Raw genomic sequence first — 14,182 nt, 5'->3', positions numbered from 1 at the left:
CTAGAATCGCATTTAAATCGGTTTAACCTCTCCCCGATTTTGGTTGCACTGCAGCATTTTCGCGTTAATCATGCCTCTGCCCCACCCTCCTGTCCGGAGCCTGCTTTCCTTGGCCATCACGAAGATCCTCGTCGCCAACCGGTCCGAAATTGCCATCCGCGTCTTTCGCGCGGCCAACGAGCTCGGCCTCAAAACCGTGGCGATCTGGGCCGAGGAGGACAAATATTCGCTGCATCGGTTCAAGGCCGATGAAAGCTACCAGGTCGGGCGCGGGCCGCATCTGGCCAGGGACATGGGGCCGATCGAAAGCTATCTGTCGATCGAGGAAGTGATCCGCGTCGCCAGGCTGTCCGGCGCCGACGCCATCCATCCAGGCTATGGCCTTCTGTCGGAAAGCCCTGAATTCGCAGATGCCTGCGCCGAGGCCGGCATCACCTTCATCGGACCGAAGCCCGACACGATGCGCCGGCTCGGCAACAAGGTCGCCGCGCGCAATCTGGCCATCGAGGTTGGCGTGCCGGTGGTGCCGGCAACCGAACCGCTTCCGGACGACATGGAAGCAGTCAAGCAGCTCGCCAAGACAGTCGGCTATCCGGTGATGCTCAAGGCATCATGGGGCGGCGGCGGGCGCGGCATGCGCGCCATCCGCGCGGAAGCCGACCTCGCCCGCGAGGTGATGGAAGGCAAGCGCGAGGCCAAGGCCGCCTTCGGCAAGGACGAGGTCTATCTCGAAAAGCTGATCGAGCGCGCTCGCCATGTCGAGGTCCAGGTGCTCGGCGACACGCATGGCAACGCTGTACATCTGTTCGAGCGCGACTGCTCGATCCAGCGCCGCAACCAGAAGGTCGTCGAACGGGCGCCGGCGCCCTATCTCAGCGAGGCATTGCGCCAGGAGCTTTGCGGCTATGCGCTCAAGATCGCGCGCGAGACCAGCTATATCGGCGCCGGTACGGTGGAATTCCTGCAGGACGCCGACACCGGCAAATTCTACTTCATCGAGGTCAATCCGCGCATCCAGGTCGAGCACACCGTCACCGAGCAGGTGACCGGCATCGACATCGTCAAGGCGCAGATCCACATACTGGACGGCTTTGCCATCGGCACGAAAGAGTCGGGCGTGCCGGCGCAGGCCGACATCAGGCTGAACGGTCACGCGCTGCAGTGCCGCATCACGACCGAGGATCCGGAGCATAGTTTCATTCCGGACTACGGCCGCATCACCGCTTATCGCGAAGCCGCCGGTTTCGGCATCCGCCTCGACGGCGGCACCGCCTATTCGGGCGCGGTCATCACCCGCTTCTACGATCCGCTGCTGGAGAAGGTGACTGCCTGGGCGCCGACACCGGCCGAGGCGATCGCCCGCATGAATAGGGCCCTGCGCGAGTTCCGCATCCGCGGCGTGGCGACCAACCTCACCTTCCTCGAGGCAATCATCAACCACCCGCGCTTCGCCGACAATTCCTATACGACCAGGTTCATCGACACGACGCCGGAGCTGTTCGCGCAGGTGAAGCGGCAGGACCGCGCCACCAAGCTGCTCAACTATCTGGCCGACGTCAGCGTCAACGGCCATCCCGAAACCCGCGGCCGTCCGATGCCCAAGGCCGATGCGGCAGCGCCTGTCGTGCCCTATCTCAACGGCAACGTGCCTGATGGCAGCAAGCAGAAGCTCGACGCGTTGGGGCCGGAGAAATTCGCTGCCTGGATGCGTGAGCAAAAAGAGGTGCTTGTCACCGACACGACGATGCGCGACGGCCACCAGTCGCTGCTCGCCACCCGTATGCGCACGCATGACATTGCCGGCATCGCCGGCACATATGCGCGGGCGCTGCCGCGGCTGCTGTCGCTGGAATGCTGGGGCGGCGCCACTTTCGACGTCGCCATGCGCTTCCTGACCGAGGATCCGTGGGAGCGGCTGAGCAAAGTGCGCGAAGCCGCCCCCAACCTTTTGCTGCAGATGCTTCTGCGCGGCGCCAACGGCGTCGGCTACACCAACTATCCCGACAATGTGGTGCAACATTTCGTCAGCCATGCGGCGGCCGGCGGCGTCGACCTGTTCCGCGTATTCGACTGCCTGAACTGGGTCGAGAATATGCGCGTCGCCATGGACGCGGTGGGCGCCGAGGGCAAGCTGGTCGAAGCGGCGATCTGCTACACCGGCGACATCCTCGATCCGGCGCGCGCCAAATACGACCTTAAATACTATGTCGGGCTGGCGAAGGAATTGCAGGCCGCCGGCGCCCATATCATCGCCGTCAAGGACATGGCCGGGCTTTTGAAGCCGGCTGCCGCCCGCGTGCTGTTCAAGGCGCTGCGCGAGGCGACCGACCTGCCGATCCATTTCCACACCCACGACACGTCAGGCCTGTCGGCGGCGACGGTGCTGGCCGGCGTGGAAAGCGGCGTCGACGCCATCGACGCGGCGATAGATTCCTTCTCCGGCAACACCTCGCAGCCTTGCCTGGGCTCGATCGTCGAGGCGCTGAAGGGAACCGAGCGCGATCCCGGCCTCGATCCGCAATGGATCCGCAAAATCTCCTTCTACTGGGAAGCGGTGCGCAACCAGTATGCCGCCTTCGAAAGCGACCTCAAGGGGCCAGCCTCGGAAGTCTATCTGCACGAAATGCCGGGCGGCCAGTTCACCAACCTCAAGGAACAGGCGCGTTCGCTGGGGCTGGAAACGCGTTGGCACGAGGTGGCACAAGCCTATCACGACGTCAATTTGATGTTCGGTGACATCGTCAAGGTGACGCCGTCGTCCAAGGTGGTCGGCGACATGGCGCTGATGATGGTGAGCCAGGATCTGACCGTTGCCGACGTCGAAAACCCAGCCAAGGACATCGCCTTCCCGGACTCGGTCGTCTCGATGCTGCGCGGGGATCTCGGCCAGTCGCCCGGCGGCTGGCCTGCGAAGCTGCAGAAGAAGGCATTGAAGGAAACCAAGCCGATCACCGTACGGCCGGGCTCGCTGCTCAAGCCAGCCGACCTCAAGGCCAGCCGCAGGGAGATCGAGCAGAAGCTGGAGCGCAAGCTCTCGGAGTACGAATTCGCCTCCTGGCTGATGTATCCGAAGGTGTTCACCGACTTCGCCGCCGCGCAGGAAACCTACGGGCCGGTCAGTGTGCTGCCGACGCCGACCTATTTCTACGGCATGAAGTCCGAGGATGAGATCTTCCTGGACATCGAAAAAGGCAAGACGCTTGTAGTGCGCTGCCTTGCGATCGGCGACGTCGATGAGAAGGGCATGGTCACCGTGTTCTTCGAGCTCAACGGCCAGCCGCGCCGTGTCCGGGTGCCGGACAGGGCGCATGGCGCCTCGGCGGCCAAGGCTCGGCGCAAGGCCGAGCCCGGCAACGAGGCGCATGTCGGCGCGCCGATGCCGGGCGTGGTCTCCGCCCTTTCGGTTGCCGCCGGCCAAGCTGTCAAGGCCGGCGACGTGCTGTTGTCGATCGAAGCCATGAAGATGGAGACGGCCCTGCATGCCGAGCGCGACGGCACAGTGGCCGAAGTGCTGGTCAAGGCCGGCGATCAGATCGATGCGAAGGATCTGTTGATCGCGTTTGGCTGACGCGCGGATCCATCACACTGGGGACGGCTGGCAGCAGCCGTTCACGAAGCGCCGATAATGGCTTGACCCGCCGCGCCTGCTCGGGCATCGAACCCGCTCCAATTTACCGCGCCAGAATCGCGGTGCGAAAAAGTAGCGGAGAAAAAACATGGCCGACGACATCACAGATACCAGCCAGACTGTTGCCGCCGGCCAGTTGCGCGCCTTCATCGAGCGCATCGAGCGGCTCGAGGAAGAAAAGAAGACCATCGCCGACGACATCAAGGAAGTGTTCGCCGAGGCCAAGGGCACCGGCTTCGACACCAAGGCGATGCGGTCGATCATCCGGCTGCGCAAGAAGGACCAGGCCGAGCGCCAGGAAGAGGAAACCATCCTCGATCTCTACAAGGCCGCGCTCGGCATGGTGTAAGGCTGTCTGGAAATTCCACTCCGGCTGATATCGCCGGAGCGAATTTCGAAACAGTCTCGGGCCAAGGAATGATGCTGGAACGGGCATCGAACCATGAGCGAATTCGACTTCGGCGCCCGCCGCGCCTCTGAATTCCGCCAACGCAGCTTCTGGGCGCTGTTCGCCGAACGGCATCCGGAGGAACGCGCTTCCATGGCGCGGCGCGGACCCTGGTTCTGGCAGCGCGGGCTGCCTGACTTCGCTCTGGTCCTGTCCATGTATGTCGCGCCGGCGCAAAGCCAAGTTGGCGTCTTTTTCGGCCGTAACGAGAAGTTCGGCGCGACCGGGGTCTGGTCGCGGCTGAAGCCGTTCCAACCGGCAATCGAAGACAGGCTGAAGCTCAGGCCGGAGCAGAGCTGCGAGGGCCTCGGCATCAATTCGATGTGGCGGGTGAACTGCTATGCCGAGGACAACTGGCCGGCCATGGCCGACTGGCTGGTGACGGAATGCTCGCGCTTCGAGCGCGCCGTCACCGACGTGCTGGGAGAGGGATAGCTATCAGGTGTTGGTGCAAAGCATCGGATCCTTCTTCGGCTCGCGCTGGCAAGGCGCGGTTCCGGTCGAGCGGTTGTTCTGGCGCGATCTAGTCCTTGTCGGCACGGCGATCAACATCACCTCGTCGGTGGCCGCGCTCATTCTGCTCGGCTTGAAGCTGCCGCTCGCCGTCGTCCTGGCGGTGCATTTCGCGCCCGTGCCCTACAACATCTTTCTGACCTTTGCCGTCTGGCGAACCACGGAAAAATCCAGTGGCGCCAAGGCTTCGTTGATGACGCTCGGGGCTACGCTTTGGCTGATCCTGGTGGTGGTTGTCTGAGAAGATTGACACGAAAAAGGGCGGCCGAAGCCGCCCTTTGAAGATGGTGGTCAAGCCGCGGCTTAAGCCGCCGGCTCGAATTTCAGCGCCACGCCGTTGATGCAATAGCGCAGGCCGGTCGGCGGCGGGCCGTCCTCGAAGACATGGCCGAGATGGCTGCCGCAGCGGGCGCAGTGGCATTCGGTGCGGACCATGCCGTAGCTGCGGTCGACGGTGTTTTCGACCGAACCGGGCACCGGATCATTGAAGCTCGGCCAGCCGGTGCCGCTCTCGAACTTGAGCTTGGATTCGAACAGCGGCTGGTCGCAGCCGACGCAGGAAAAGGTGCCGGCGCGCTTTTCGTAGAGCAGCGCGCAGCTTCCGGGCCGTTCGGTGCCATGGCCGCGCATGACCGCATATTGCTCGGGCGTCAGGCGGGCGCGCCATTCGGCGTCGGTGCGGGTGACAGGGTAGGTGTGGGTGTCCATTTGATCTCCTCAGCCTTGGCGGCTTGTTGTTGGTTGCAAGCTATATTCGCTTAGAGATAGGCGTTTGTTACGTGTTTTGCTCGCATTTTCAGCCGAGCTCCTACCCAATCGCCTGAAGATAGCGGGCGATCGACGCATGAAATGCCGTTCTTGCGCCGCCGATGATGTTCTGCTGCCACCACGCGCCGTAGATGTCGTCGAATTCGAAAGGCTCAAGTGCCGCCGCGATGCGTCGCACGGCCGGCGCATTGAGCGGAATGTAGTTCGGATAGCTGTACATGAAGCTGACATGGCGACGCGTCGGCGTCACCTGCAATATGTCGCCGGACAGCAGGGCGTTACCGTCATCGCGTTTCCAATGCAGCACCTGGCCGCCGGCAAAATGGCCACCGCAACGCACGAGTGTCAGCGACGGGTTTATGGCCAGCGTCTCGCCCGCCCAGCTGACGATGGCGTTGTGCGGCCGCATGATCCACTGGCGGTCGTCGGCATGGAGATAGATCGGCACGCCGCCAAACGCCTCGCTCCACTCGACCATCACCGAATAATAGTGGCAGTGCGAAATGGCGATCGCGGCCAGGCCGCCGCGACGGTTGATTTCGGCTACCGCCTCGTCGCTCACCATCGAGATGCAATCCCACAGCACATTGCCGTGCGGCGTCTGCGCCAGCAGCGCCCGCTGGCCGATAGCAAAGCGCGGCTCGATGCCGAAAGCGAGAACGCCGGCATCGTCCTTCATCACAAGCCTATGCCCGGCAGAGAGTTCTTCCCCAGTGGTCCAGGCCTGGCCTTCCCAGCGCACATATTGCCGCTCGTCCTCGCAGATCGGGCAATTTTCTGGAGGGGTCTGCGTTGCCGCGAACTGGACGCCGCATTGCGGGCAAAGAAAGCAGGTCATCGGTTTTCCTCTCATATCAACGCTTGCGTGAGAGCTGCTTCGTCGCGGCTTCCAACCCGGCCAGCGTCAGTGGGAACATGCGGCCGCCGAAGAGATCGCGGATCATCGCGATCGAATAGGTGAAGCCCCAGTTTTTCTGATTTTCGGGGTTCAGCCAGACCGCATTCGGCCATTGCTGGATGAGGCGGTCAAGCCAGACACTGCCGGCTTCCGGGTTCCAATGCTCGACCGAACCGCCGGGATGCGCGATCTCGTAAGGGCTCATCGAGGCATCGCCGACGACGATCACCTTGTAGTCGGGGCCGTATTTGTGAAGCAGATCGAAGGTCGGGATGGTCTCGGCATGCCTGCGCCGGTTGTCCTTCCAGACGCCCTCGTAAAGGCAGTTGTGGAAGTAAAAATATTCGAGCTGGCGGAATTCGGCGCGGGCGGCCGAAAACAGCTCCTCGACGCTTTTAATGTGGTCGTCCATCGAGCCGCCGACATCGAAGAACATCAAGAGCTTCACGGCGTTGCGCCGTTCGGGGCGCGTCTGCACATCGAGATAGCCGTGCTCGGCGGTGGCATGGATGGTGCCGGGCAGGTCGAACTCTTCCTCCGCACCCTCGCGCACCCAGCGACGCAGGCGCTTCAGCGCCACCTTGATGTTGCGGGTGCCGAGCTCGACGGCGTCGTCGAAATTTTTGAACTCGCGCTTGTCCCAGACTTTCACCGCACGGCGATTGCGGCTTTCATGCTGGCCGATGCGCACGCCTTCGGGATTGTAGCCATAGGCGCCGAAAGGCGAAGTGCCGCCGGTGCCGATCCATTTCGAGCCGCCCTGGTGGCGGCCTTTCTGTTCCTCCAGCCGCTGCTTCAGTGTCTCCATCAGCTTGTCGAAACCGCCGAGCGCCTCGATCAGTTTCTTCTCTTCCTCGGTCAGGTGCTTTTCGGCGAGCCGGCGCAGCCATTCCTCAGGGATGTTGGCGACACCGACGGCATCGGGGCCGGTGAGCGCCTCGATCCCCTTGAAGACATGCGCAAACACCTGGTCGAAGCGGTCGATATGGCGTTCGTCCTTCACAAGCGCGGCGCGGGCGAGGTAGTAAAAACCCTGGACGTCATAGTCGACCAGCCCGGCCTCCAGCCCTTCCAGCAGCGACAGATATTCCCTGACCGAAACGGGAACCCGCGCGGCCTTCAGTTCGAGGAAGAAGGGGATGAACATGGTTGGCCGTTATCTATGCCGAACGGTCACGGCGGAGTCGCCACGGGCACTGTCGATTTCGCCGGATTGCAGAAGATTTGCCACAGTACGTGGGTTGGGCATGGGCAAGTGCTTTGCGATGCGGGCTTCCGCCCCATTCGCGCATAGCCGACGCGGCATCGGCTATCGCTTCAGCCGGGTTTGCGCCGGCCCCGTGGCAGCCGGCGAGATAGGGCATCCGCACTCCCCAAACGCCGTCACTGCCATCCACGATTCCGACATAGCGGATCATTCGGCTCCTTCCGCGTTATTTCGATCGCGCTCGCATCATAGCAGATCATACTCGATAAAACCTGTCCGCCGCGCGACATGGTCGTAGAGCTTGCGCGCTGTGGCGTTGGTTTCGTGGGTCATCCAATAGACGTTCTTGACGCCGATCTTGCCGGCTTCCTGCTTGACCGCTTCAATGAGGGCCGCACCGATGCCCTTGCCGCGCACATCAGGGTCGGCGAACAGGTCCTGCAGGTAGCAGTTGTTTTTCTCCGACCAGCCGGAGCGGTGATAGAGATAATGGGTCAGGCCGACCGCCTTGCCGTCGAGCGTGGCGATAAACCCCTTCGGTTCGAATTCACCTTCCGTGAACAGTCGTTTCCAGGTGATGTCGTAGACCTCGTCCGGCAGCTTGGTCTCGTAGAAGGTGAGGTAGGCAGTCCACAGCCGCCGCCAGTCGGCATGGTCGGCCAGCGCCAGCGGGCGGACGGTGATCTCGGTCATTTCGGTTCCTCCAAAGCCTTATCGGATTCCGGCGGAATCAGATCGGAAACACCATCGCCTAATCCACCGGCGAATTGTACTCGCGAAATGCGGTCGCCAGCATTTGCAGCGCGTCACGCGCCCGCGGCGCCAGATTGTGCGAATGCAGCACCACCTCGGAGGGGTCAAGCGACGGCAGGCCGAGCTTGCGGCCAACCTCGATCAGGCCGGGCGGAGCGACGCAGTGAGCCAGCGCCGAAACGGCAAAGCCCGCCGATATCGCAATGTTGACGGCCGCGCCGCCGCCGCCGACGAAGGCCTCCTCCCAGGCGATGCCTGCTTTGTCCAGCGCCTCGACCGCCCGCACACGATCCGGACAGTTGCACACGGTGCTTAAGAGCGCGAGGCGCAACGGCGTTCCGCGCTGCCACTCGAAGGAAGGTGCGGCGAACCAGCCATAGTGGTTGCGCGACAAGGTCCGGCCAGGACGGCTGTCGCCTTCGCGGTGCACGATAACCGCGTCGAGCTCGCCGTGATCGAAAGCTTCCTTGAGCACCGTGCTGGTATCGATCCTCAAACTGAGCGTCAGCGATGGATCGTGCGCATGGAGCTGGGCAATCAGAATGGACAGCGCCGGACCGGCGGCATGATCGACAAAGCCGAGCGCAAGCCGGCACGGTGCTGATGCAAACTCCGCCATGGCGCGCTCGTGCGCGGCAAGGAAGTCGCGCGCGGCGGGGAGGAAGACGGCGCCTCGTGCCGACAGGCTGACGCGGCGCGGCGTTCTTTCGATCAATCGCGCGCCGAGCTTCTCCTCAAGGCGGCGCAGCTTGACGCTGATTGTCGCCTGCGTGCTGCCCAGCGCCGATGCCGCCTGGGTGAAGCTTTGCAGATCGGCCACCATCACAAAGGTTCGTACGGCGTCCACATCAAGACTGGTCATCGCAGCACTCCATTGGGCCAATCATTCCGTTTTGTCATTTCTGATATAGCCGAGCATAGCCTTTTTTCATGGTCGAGTCTCCTCTATCTCAAACCGGTCGCGGTTTGAAGAGCGCCTCATGCTCGGATGAAAAGAGATCGATATGCCAATTCAACGAAACACAATAGCGCTCACCGGCGTGTGCCTGGCGTCGCTGCTGTTCGGGCTCGAAATCTCCAGCGTGCCGGTGATCCTGCCGAAACTGGAAAGCGTGCTCGCCGCCGATTTCAAAGACCTGCAATGGATCATGAACGCCTACACCATTGCCTGCACCACGGTGCTGATGGCGACAGGGACATTGGCCGACCGTTTCGGCCGCAAGAGCGTGATGGTGATCACCACCGTCGCCTTCGGCCTCGCCTCGCTGCTGTGCGGCCTGGCGCCGAGTGCGGCGCTGCTGATCGCCGCCCGCTTCCTGCAAGGTCTCGCCGGCGGCGCGATGCTGACCTGCAGCGTCGCCGTGCTGTCGCATCAGTTCCAGGATGGCCGTGAACGCGGCAAGGCTTTTGTTGCCTGGAGCGTCGTCTCAGGCATCGGGCTTGGTTTCGGTCCCGCCATTGGCGGCCTGATCGTGGCGCTGTCGAACTGGCAGTGGGTGTTCCTCATCCACGTGCCGCTGGCGCTCCTGGCGCTCGCCTTTATCGGCGCCGGTGTCACGCAATCGCGCGATCACAATGCCCAGAAGCTCGACTGGGCCGGCATGCTGACGCTGTCGGCTTCTGTGTTCGGCTTCTCCTATCTGTTTACGCAGGGTGCGGATCTCGGGACCAGCGCCCGCATCGGCGTGATATCAGCCTCCGTGGCTGCGTTCATCGCTTTCCTTGTCGCCGAGAGGGTCAATCCCTATCCGATGTTCGATTTCTCCGTGTTCCGCATCCGCCAGTTTTCCGGCGCGATCATGGGCGCCATCGGCATGAATTTCAGCTACTGGCCGTTCATCATCTATCTGCCGATCTATTATTCCGGCGTTCTCGGCTACGACAGCACGACGACCGGCCTGCTATTGCTCGTCTACACGCTGCCCTTCATGGTGATGCCGCCGATCGCCGAGCGCATTCGCGCGCGCTATCAGGCACGAATTGCCATCCCGCTCGGTCTGCTGACGCTAGGGATCGGTTTCATCGCCATGTGGATCGGCTCCAGGCTCGAGGGCGCCACCTGGCTGACCATGCTGCCGGGCACGCTGATTGCCGGCATCGGCATCGGTCTCACCAATTCGCCGACCACAAACACCACGACCGGCGCGGTATCGCCGGATCGCGCCGGCATGGCGTCCGGCATCGATATCAGCGCACGCCTGATCACGCTTGCCATCAACATCGCGGTGCTCGGCCTGCTGCTGACGCAAGGTATCGTTTCCCACCTGCGGGCCACACTCGGCGCGGCTTTGGAGCCGGATGAATTGCGGGCACTGGCGGAAAGGGTCGCCACCGGCAATCTGGAGGGCCTTGCGCAGGGGACGCCGAAGCTCGCAGCCCTCGACCCATCCGGCGCCATCGTGCATGCCGCGCTGGTCAATGGTTTCGGCTGGGTCATGCTCTATTGCGGGATCGGCGTTCTCGCCCTGTCGGTCATCGGCTTCGTCATCTTCGGGCCGAAGCGCGTCGCGCCGCAGGAGACAGGGCTTGCGGCGGCCGAGTGATCGGCCGAAGCCCGCTCATAGCGCTCAGCCCGCCCGCCGATCCTTATCCCTGCCGCCTGGCCATGAAAGCAAGGCGCTCAAACAGATGCACGTCCTGCTCGTTCTTGAGCAGCGCGCCGTGCAGTTTCGGCAGCGCGTTCTTGGGGTCGGCGCGCAGATCCTCGGGTGCGATGTCGTCGGCGACCAGCAGGCGGATCCAGTCGAGCGCCTCGGAGGTCGACGGCTTCTTCTTCAACCCCTGCACATCGCGGATCTCGTAGAACTGGGTCAGGGCAGCACGCACCAAATTCTGCTTTATGCCGGGATAGTGCACGTCGACGATTTTGTGCAGCGTGTCGACATCGGGAAAGCGGATGTAGTGGAAGAAGCACCGGCGCAGGAAGGCGTCGGGCAGTTCCTTCTCATTGTTGGAAGTGATGATGACGATGGGGCGCACAGCGGCGCGGATCGTTTCGCCGGTTTCGTAGACGAAGAACTCCGTCCGATCGAGTTCCTGCAGCAGGTCGTTGGGGAATTCGATATCGGCCTTGTCGATCTCGTCGATCAACAGCACGACCTTCTTACCGGCCGCGAAGGCGTGCCAGAGCTTGCCGCGCTTGATGTAGTTTTTGATGTCGTTGAACCTGGCATCGCCGAGCTGGCTGTCGCGCAGCCGCGAGACGGCATCATATTCATACAGTCCCTGCTGCGCACGGGTGGTCGACTTGACGTGCCATTCGATCAGGTCGAGGCCGAGCGCCGATGCCACCTGGCGGGCAAGCTCGGTCTTGCCGGTGCCCGGCTCGCCCTTGACCAGCAATGGCCGCTCCAGCGCGATCGCGGCGTTCACCGCCACCATCAGATCCTTGTCGGCGACATAGGCCGCCGTGCCTTCGAAACGCATACTTGCTCCTCGGTTGGTCAGCGCGAGCGTAAGGACGCTGCTTGACCTGTGCAAGGGCGAGCCGGCTGCGACCAAAGCGTGTGAGATCGAAATGGAAACATCGGCTCATGTCACTAGCGCTTGACCGACCAGCCGCCTATATTGGGCTTGGCGGTCTGCGCTTCCCGGCAGGAGAACATTTTCCCCGGGGCCTTAACGATCCTTAGGGAGCTGTCCCTGGGAAGACCCGTGGGTTTTCTCATACGGCGCCCACCTACTTTGTAGGTTCCCGGGATCGCTCTCTCCACCGGTTGTGTGGATCGTCACTTACCTGTATCCGCCCAGTTTGGCGGATGATGTGGTAGAAAACGTCGCTCATGAAACGTCAGCCAGATCCGACCTTTTCTATCGTCCGCGCATGACATCTCCCAAAGACCTGAAAAAGCAGCTGCGCCTCGAGGCACTCGGCCGTCGCGATGCGCTCGATCCGCTGTGGCGGGTGGAGATCGCGCTTGAAATGGCCGAGACGGCGCCCGACCACCTCGCCATCGAGCCGGGTCAGATCGTTTCAGCTTTCTGGCCGATGCGATCGGAAGTCGACGTCAGGGCGCTGATGTTTGCCTTGCGCGAGAAGGGAGCCAGGCTTTGCCTGCCGGCCATCCTCGACAAGACCACCATCGTCTTTCGCGAACTGGTGCGCGGCGCGCCAATGGTCGAGATGGGTTTTGGCACGGTCGGTCCCCATGCGGAGGCCGAGGTTCTCGATCCCGCGGTGATGCTGGTGCCGCTCGCGGCCTTCGACAGCCGCGGTCATCGCATCGGGTATGGCGCCGGCTATTACGACCGCGCCATCGCCAGGCTGATCGACAAGGGCCAGCCGCCACGACTGATCGGCATCGCTTTCGATTGCCAGGAGGTGGGTCTGGTGCCGGATGAGGCGCACGACGTCATCATCCCGGAAATACTAACCGAGAGCGGTTTGCGCCGCTTCGATATCACTTAAAAGACCGCGATCCCGCTTAACGCGTTTCCAAGACGTGCCGGATAGTATTCCGGCAACACAGTCCGATCCGATGGCGGCCATCCATGTTTGTCTTCGCACGCTTCCTGCTGATGCCGTTCGTCCTTATCGCGGTGGCGCTGTTCGCGATGGCAGTGCATATTGTGGGAACTGCCCTGCATCACCAGTTCGCCTGGCAGCAGGCCGTTGCCACTGTGACGGATGTCAGTCCCTACAGTGAAACGCAGAGGAATGGCCTCACCGCGAAAGGCATCAACGTCGCTGTCACCTATGTCGCGAACGAAGCACCGATGACGTGGTCCGGCAAGGGAAAGGACATCGGCCTCTACACGGCGTCCAAAGGCGACGCGGTGGAGTTGTATTACAACCCTGCCAATCCATCGATCCTCGATACCGCGGCGATGAAGGGCTGGCGCGGCGGGCTGTTGCTCCTGGCCACTACTGGTGGGTTCACTGTTTTCTACGTCTGGTTCTTCTGGCTGCGCGGACGCACCGCACCGCCGGCGTCACCGATGATGCCTTCGGCAGTTCGCGTCGCGGGCGCGAGCGCAAAGCAGTCTCAACAGCAGCGTGGTACTTTCGGCCGGCGTTAGCGCCAATCGCCCGGGTAGCGCTTGCCTAGCGTCCGTGCCTCTGGATAGAAGTGGGCATGAGACTTCTCTTCCTCGGCGACATGGTGGGCAAATCGGGACGTACGGCGGTGTGGGAACAACTGCCCAGCCTGATCTCGGATTTCAAACTCGACTTCGTCATCGTCAATGGCGAGAACGCCGCCGGCGGCTTCGGCATCACCGAAGACATTTTTCGCGATACCATTGCAGCCGGTGCGGATGTCGTCACCACCGGCAACCATGTCTGGGACCAGCGCGACGCACTGGTCTTCGCGCCGCGCGAGGAGCGCTTCTTGCGCCCGTCCAACTTCCCCAAGGGCACGCCGGGGCGCGGTTCCGGCGTCTATATCGCCAAAAACGGCGCGCGCGTGCTGGTCGCCAACATTATGGGCCGGGTGTTCATGCATCCCGAGCTCGACGATCCGTTCCAGGCCGGCGAGCGCGAGCTGGCCGCCTGTCCGCTGGGCGAGCAGGCCGATGCCGTGGTCATCGACTTCCATGCCGAAGCGACCTCGGAGAAAATGTGCTTCGCGCATTTCGTCGACGGCCGCGCCAGCCTCGTCATCGGCACCCATACGCACCAGCCGACGGCCGACCACCAGATCCTCAATGGCGGCACCGGCTACATGTCCGATGCCGGCATGTGCGGAGACTATGATTCCTCGCTCGGCATGGACAAGGAAGAGCCGCTCAACCGCTTCCTGTCGAAAGTTCCGAAAGGCCGCTTCGAGGCGGCCACCGGACCGGCGACATTGTGCGGCGTCGGCGTCGACATTTCCGACCGGACGGGCCTGGCCGAAAAAATCGCGCCTTTTCGTCGCGGGCCGCGGCTCGAAGAAACCGCGCCATCCTTCTGGTCATGACATTGATATAGTCGAGTAAAGTACCTAACTGGCGACGAAACTGCTCTAGATCGTTAAAGAGGGGACG

Annotated in this window: 14 protein-coding genes and 1 other RNA gene; 9 read left to right on the top strand and 6 right to left on the bottom strand. The window is 62.6% G+C overall.

The annotated features are described in order from the left end of the window. Window positions 1–109 precede the first annotated feature (109 nt). The 4 genes from pyc (at window position 110) to X756_RS161190 (ending at window position 4,830) form a co-directional block, all read left to right on the top strand. Window positions 110–3,568, top strand: coding sequence for a pyruvate carboxylase (gene pyc / locus X756_RS161175; protein ID WP_023728652.1), 3,459 nt, complete (start codon window positions 110–112; stop codon window positions 3,566–3,568). A gap of 148 nt (window positions 3,569–3,716) precedes the next feature. Further along, entirely contained in the window at window positions 3,717–3,977 is a 261-nt protein-coding gene (locus X756_RS161180; protein WP_023668722.1) for a DUF2312 domain-containing protein, read from the top strand. A 93-nt stretch (window positions 3,978–4,070) separates the two neighbouring features. Beyond that, window positions 4,071–4,511 (top strand): hypothetical protein, encoded by a 441-nt coding sequence (locus tag X756_RS161185; protein WP_023728651.1) that lies wholly within the window; start codon window positions 4,071–4,073, stop codon window positions 4,509–4,511. 7 nt (window positions 4,512–4,518) lie between these two features. Further along, window positions 4,519–4,830 carry a hypothetical protein gene (locus X756_RS161190; RefSeq protein WP_031196451.1) on the top strand — a complete coding sequence of 104 codons (312 nt, stop codon included), beginning with the start codon at window positions 4,519–4,521 and terminating at the stop codon, window positions 4,828–4,830. Between the two features lie 62 nt (window positions 4,831–4,892). Here the strand turns inward: X756_RS161190 and msrB are convergent, their stop codons facing one another. The 5 genes from msrB to X756_RS161215 form a co-directional block, all read right to left on the bottom strand. Next, on the bottom strand, window positions 4,893–5,297 hold the full coding sequence (gene msrB / locus X756_RS161195) for a peptide-methionine (R)-S-oxide reductase MsrB (RefSeq protein ID WP_013529102.1): 405 nt from the start codon (window positions 5,295–5,297) through the stop codon (window positions 4,893–4,895). 100 nt (window positions 5,298–5,397) lie between these two features. Continuing rightward, window positions 5,398–6,195 (bottom strand): hypothetical protein, encoded by a 798-nt coding sequence (locus tag X756_RS161200; RefSeq protein WP_023712004.1) that lies wholly within the window; start codon window positions 6,193–6,195, stop codon window positions 5,398–5,400. Between the two features lie 16 nt (window positions 6,196–6,211). Beyond that, window positions 6,212–7,402: a VWA domain-containing protein gene (locus X756_RS161205; RefSeq protein ID WP_023728650.1), complete on the bottom strand. Its 1,191-nt coding sequence runs from the start codon at window positions 7,400–7,402 to the stop codon at window positions 6,212–6,214. Between the two features lie 306 nt (window positions 7,403–7,708). Then, window positions 7,709–8,155, bottom strand: coding sequence for a GNAT family N-acetyltransferase (locus X756_RS161210; RefSeq protein WP_023668728.1), 447 nt, complete (start codon window positions 8,153–8,155; stop codon window positions 7,709–7,711). A gap of 58 nt (window positions 8,156–8,213) precedes the next feature. Then, on the bottom strand, window positions 8,214–9,077 hold the full coding sequence (locus X756_RS161215) for a LysR family transcriptional regulator (protein ID WP_023698426.1): 864 nt from the start codon (window positions 9,075–9,077) through the stop codon (window positions 8,214–8,216). 142 nt (window positions 9,078–9,219) lie between these two features. Here X756_RS161215 and X756_RS161220 point away from each other — a divergent pair, with 142 nt between their 5' ends. Further along, the gene (locus X756_RS161220) at window positions 9,220–10,758 is read left to right on the top strand and encodes an MFS transporter (protein ID WP_023728649.1); all 1,539 of its coding nucleotides are present in this window, start codon (window positions 9,220–9,222) and stop codon (window positions 10,756–10,758) included. A gap of 43 nt (window positions 10,759–10,801) precedes the next feature. Here X756_RS161220 and X756_RS161225 read toward each other — a convergent pair whose 3' ends face one another. Beyond that, window positions 10,802–11,641 (bottom strand): MoxR family ATPase, encoded by an 840-nt coding sequence (locus tag X756_RS161225; RefSeq protein WP_023728648.1) that lies wholly within the window; start codon window positions 11,639–11,641, stop codon window positions 10,802–10,804. A gap of 149 nt (window positions 11,642–11,790) precedes the next feature. Between X756_RS161225 and ssrS the strand changes: the two genes are divergently transcribed. From ssrS to X756_RS161240, 4 genes are all read left to right on the top strand, one after another. Then, window positions 11,791–11,946, top strand: a non-coding RNA gene (gene ssrS, locus X756_RS1000000167035) — 6S RNA. 92 nt (window positions 11,947–12,038) lie between these two features. Then, window positions 12,039–12,623, top strand: a complete 585-nt coding sequence (locus tag X756_RS161230) for a 5-formyltetrahydrofolate cyclo-ligase (RefSeq protein WP_023728647.1) — start codon at window positions 12,039–12,041, stop codon at window positions 12,621–12,623. A gap of 83 nt (window positions 12,624–12,706) precedes the next feature. Then, a complete protein-coding gene (locus tag X756_RS161235) occupies window positions 12,707–13,234 on the top strand; it encodes a DUF3592 domain-containing protein (protein WP_023728646.1) in 528 nt (175 codons plus the stop codon). Window positions 13,235–13,290: 56 nt separating this feature from the next. Further along, complete coding sequence (locus X756_RS161240) at window positions 13,291–14,115, top strand: YmdB family metallophosphoesterase (RefSeq protein WP_023728645.1); 825 nt, start codon at window positions 13,291–13,293, stop codon at window positions 14,113–14,115. Window positions 14,116–14,182: the final 67 nt, after the last annotated feature.

Source organism: Mesorhizobium sp. LNJC405B00, assembly GCF_000502615.1.
Classification (GTDB): Bacteria; Pseudomonadota; Alphaproteobacteria; order Rhizobiales; family Rhizobiaceae; genus Mesorhizobium.
This window is presented reverse-complemented; position numbering and strand designations above follow the sequence as displayed.

What these genes read in the sequence shown, in the direction of transcription:
- X756_RS161180 (WP_023668722.1), top strand. Translation starts at nt 3,717, where the DNA reads ATGGCCGACGACATCACAGATACCAGCCAGACTGTTGCCGCCGGCCAG.
- X756_RS161185 (WP_023728651.1), top strand. Translation starts at nt 4,071, where the DNA reads ATGAGCGAATTCGACTTCGGCGCCCGCCGCGCCTCTGAATTCCGCCAA.
- msrB (WP_013529102.1), bottom strand. Translation starts at nt 5,297, where the DNA reads ATGGACACCCACACCTACCCTGTCACCCGCACCGACGCCGAATGGCGC.
- X756_RS161200 (WP_023712004.1), bottom strand. Translation starts at nt 6,195, where the DNA reads ATGACCTGCTTTCTTTGCCCGCAATGCGGCGTCCAGTTCGCGGCAACG.
- X756_RS161205 (WP_023728650.1), bottom strand. Translation starts at nt 7,402, where the DNA reads ATGTTCATCCCCTTCTTCCTCGAACTGAAGGCCGCGCGGGTTCCCGTT.
- X756_RS161210 (WP_023668728.1), bottom strand. Translation starts at nt 8,155, where the DNA reads ATGACCGAGATCACCGTCCGCCCGCTGGCGCTGGCCGACCATGCCGAC.
- X756_RS161215 (WP_023698426.1), bottom strand. Translation starts at nt 9,077, where the DNA reads ATGACCAGTCTTGATGTGGACGCCGTACGAACCTTTGTGATGGTGGCC.
- X756_RS161220 (WP_023728649.1), top strand. Translation starts at nt 9,220, where the DNA reads ATGCCAATTCAACGAAACACAATAGCGCTCACCGGCGTGTGCCTGGCG.
- X756_RS161225 (WP_023728648.1), bottom strand. Translation starts at nt 11,641, where the DNA reads ATGCGTTTCGAAGGCACGGCGGCCTATGTCGCCGACAAGGATCTGATG.
- X756_RS161230 (WP_023728647.1), top strand. Translation starts at nt 12,039, where the DNA reads ATGACATCTCCCAAAGACCTGAAAAAGCAGCTGCGCCTCGAGGCACTC.
- X756_RS161235 (WP_023728646.1), top strand. Translation starts at nt 12,707, where the DNA reads ATGTTTGTCTTCGCACGCTTCCTGCTGATGCCGTTCGTCCTTATCGCG.
- X756_RS161240 (WP_023728645.1), top strand. Translation starts at nt 13,291, where the DNA reads ATGAGACTTCTCTTCCTCGGCGACATGGTGGGCAAATCGGGACGTACG.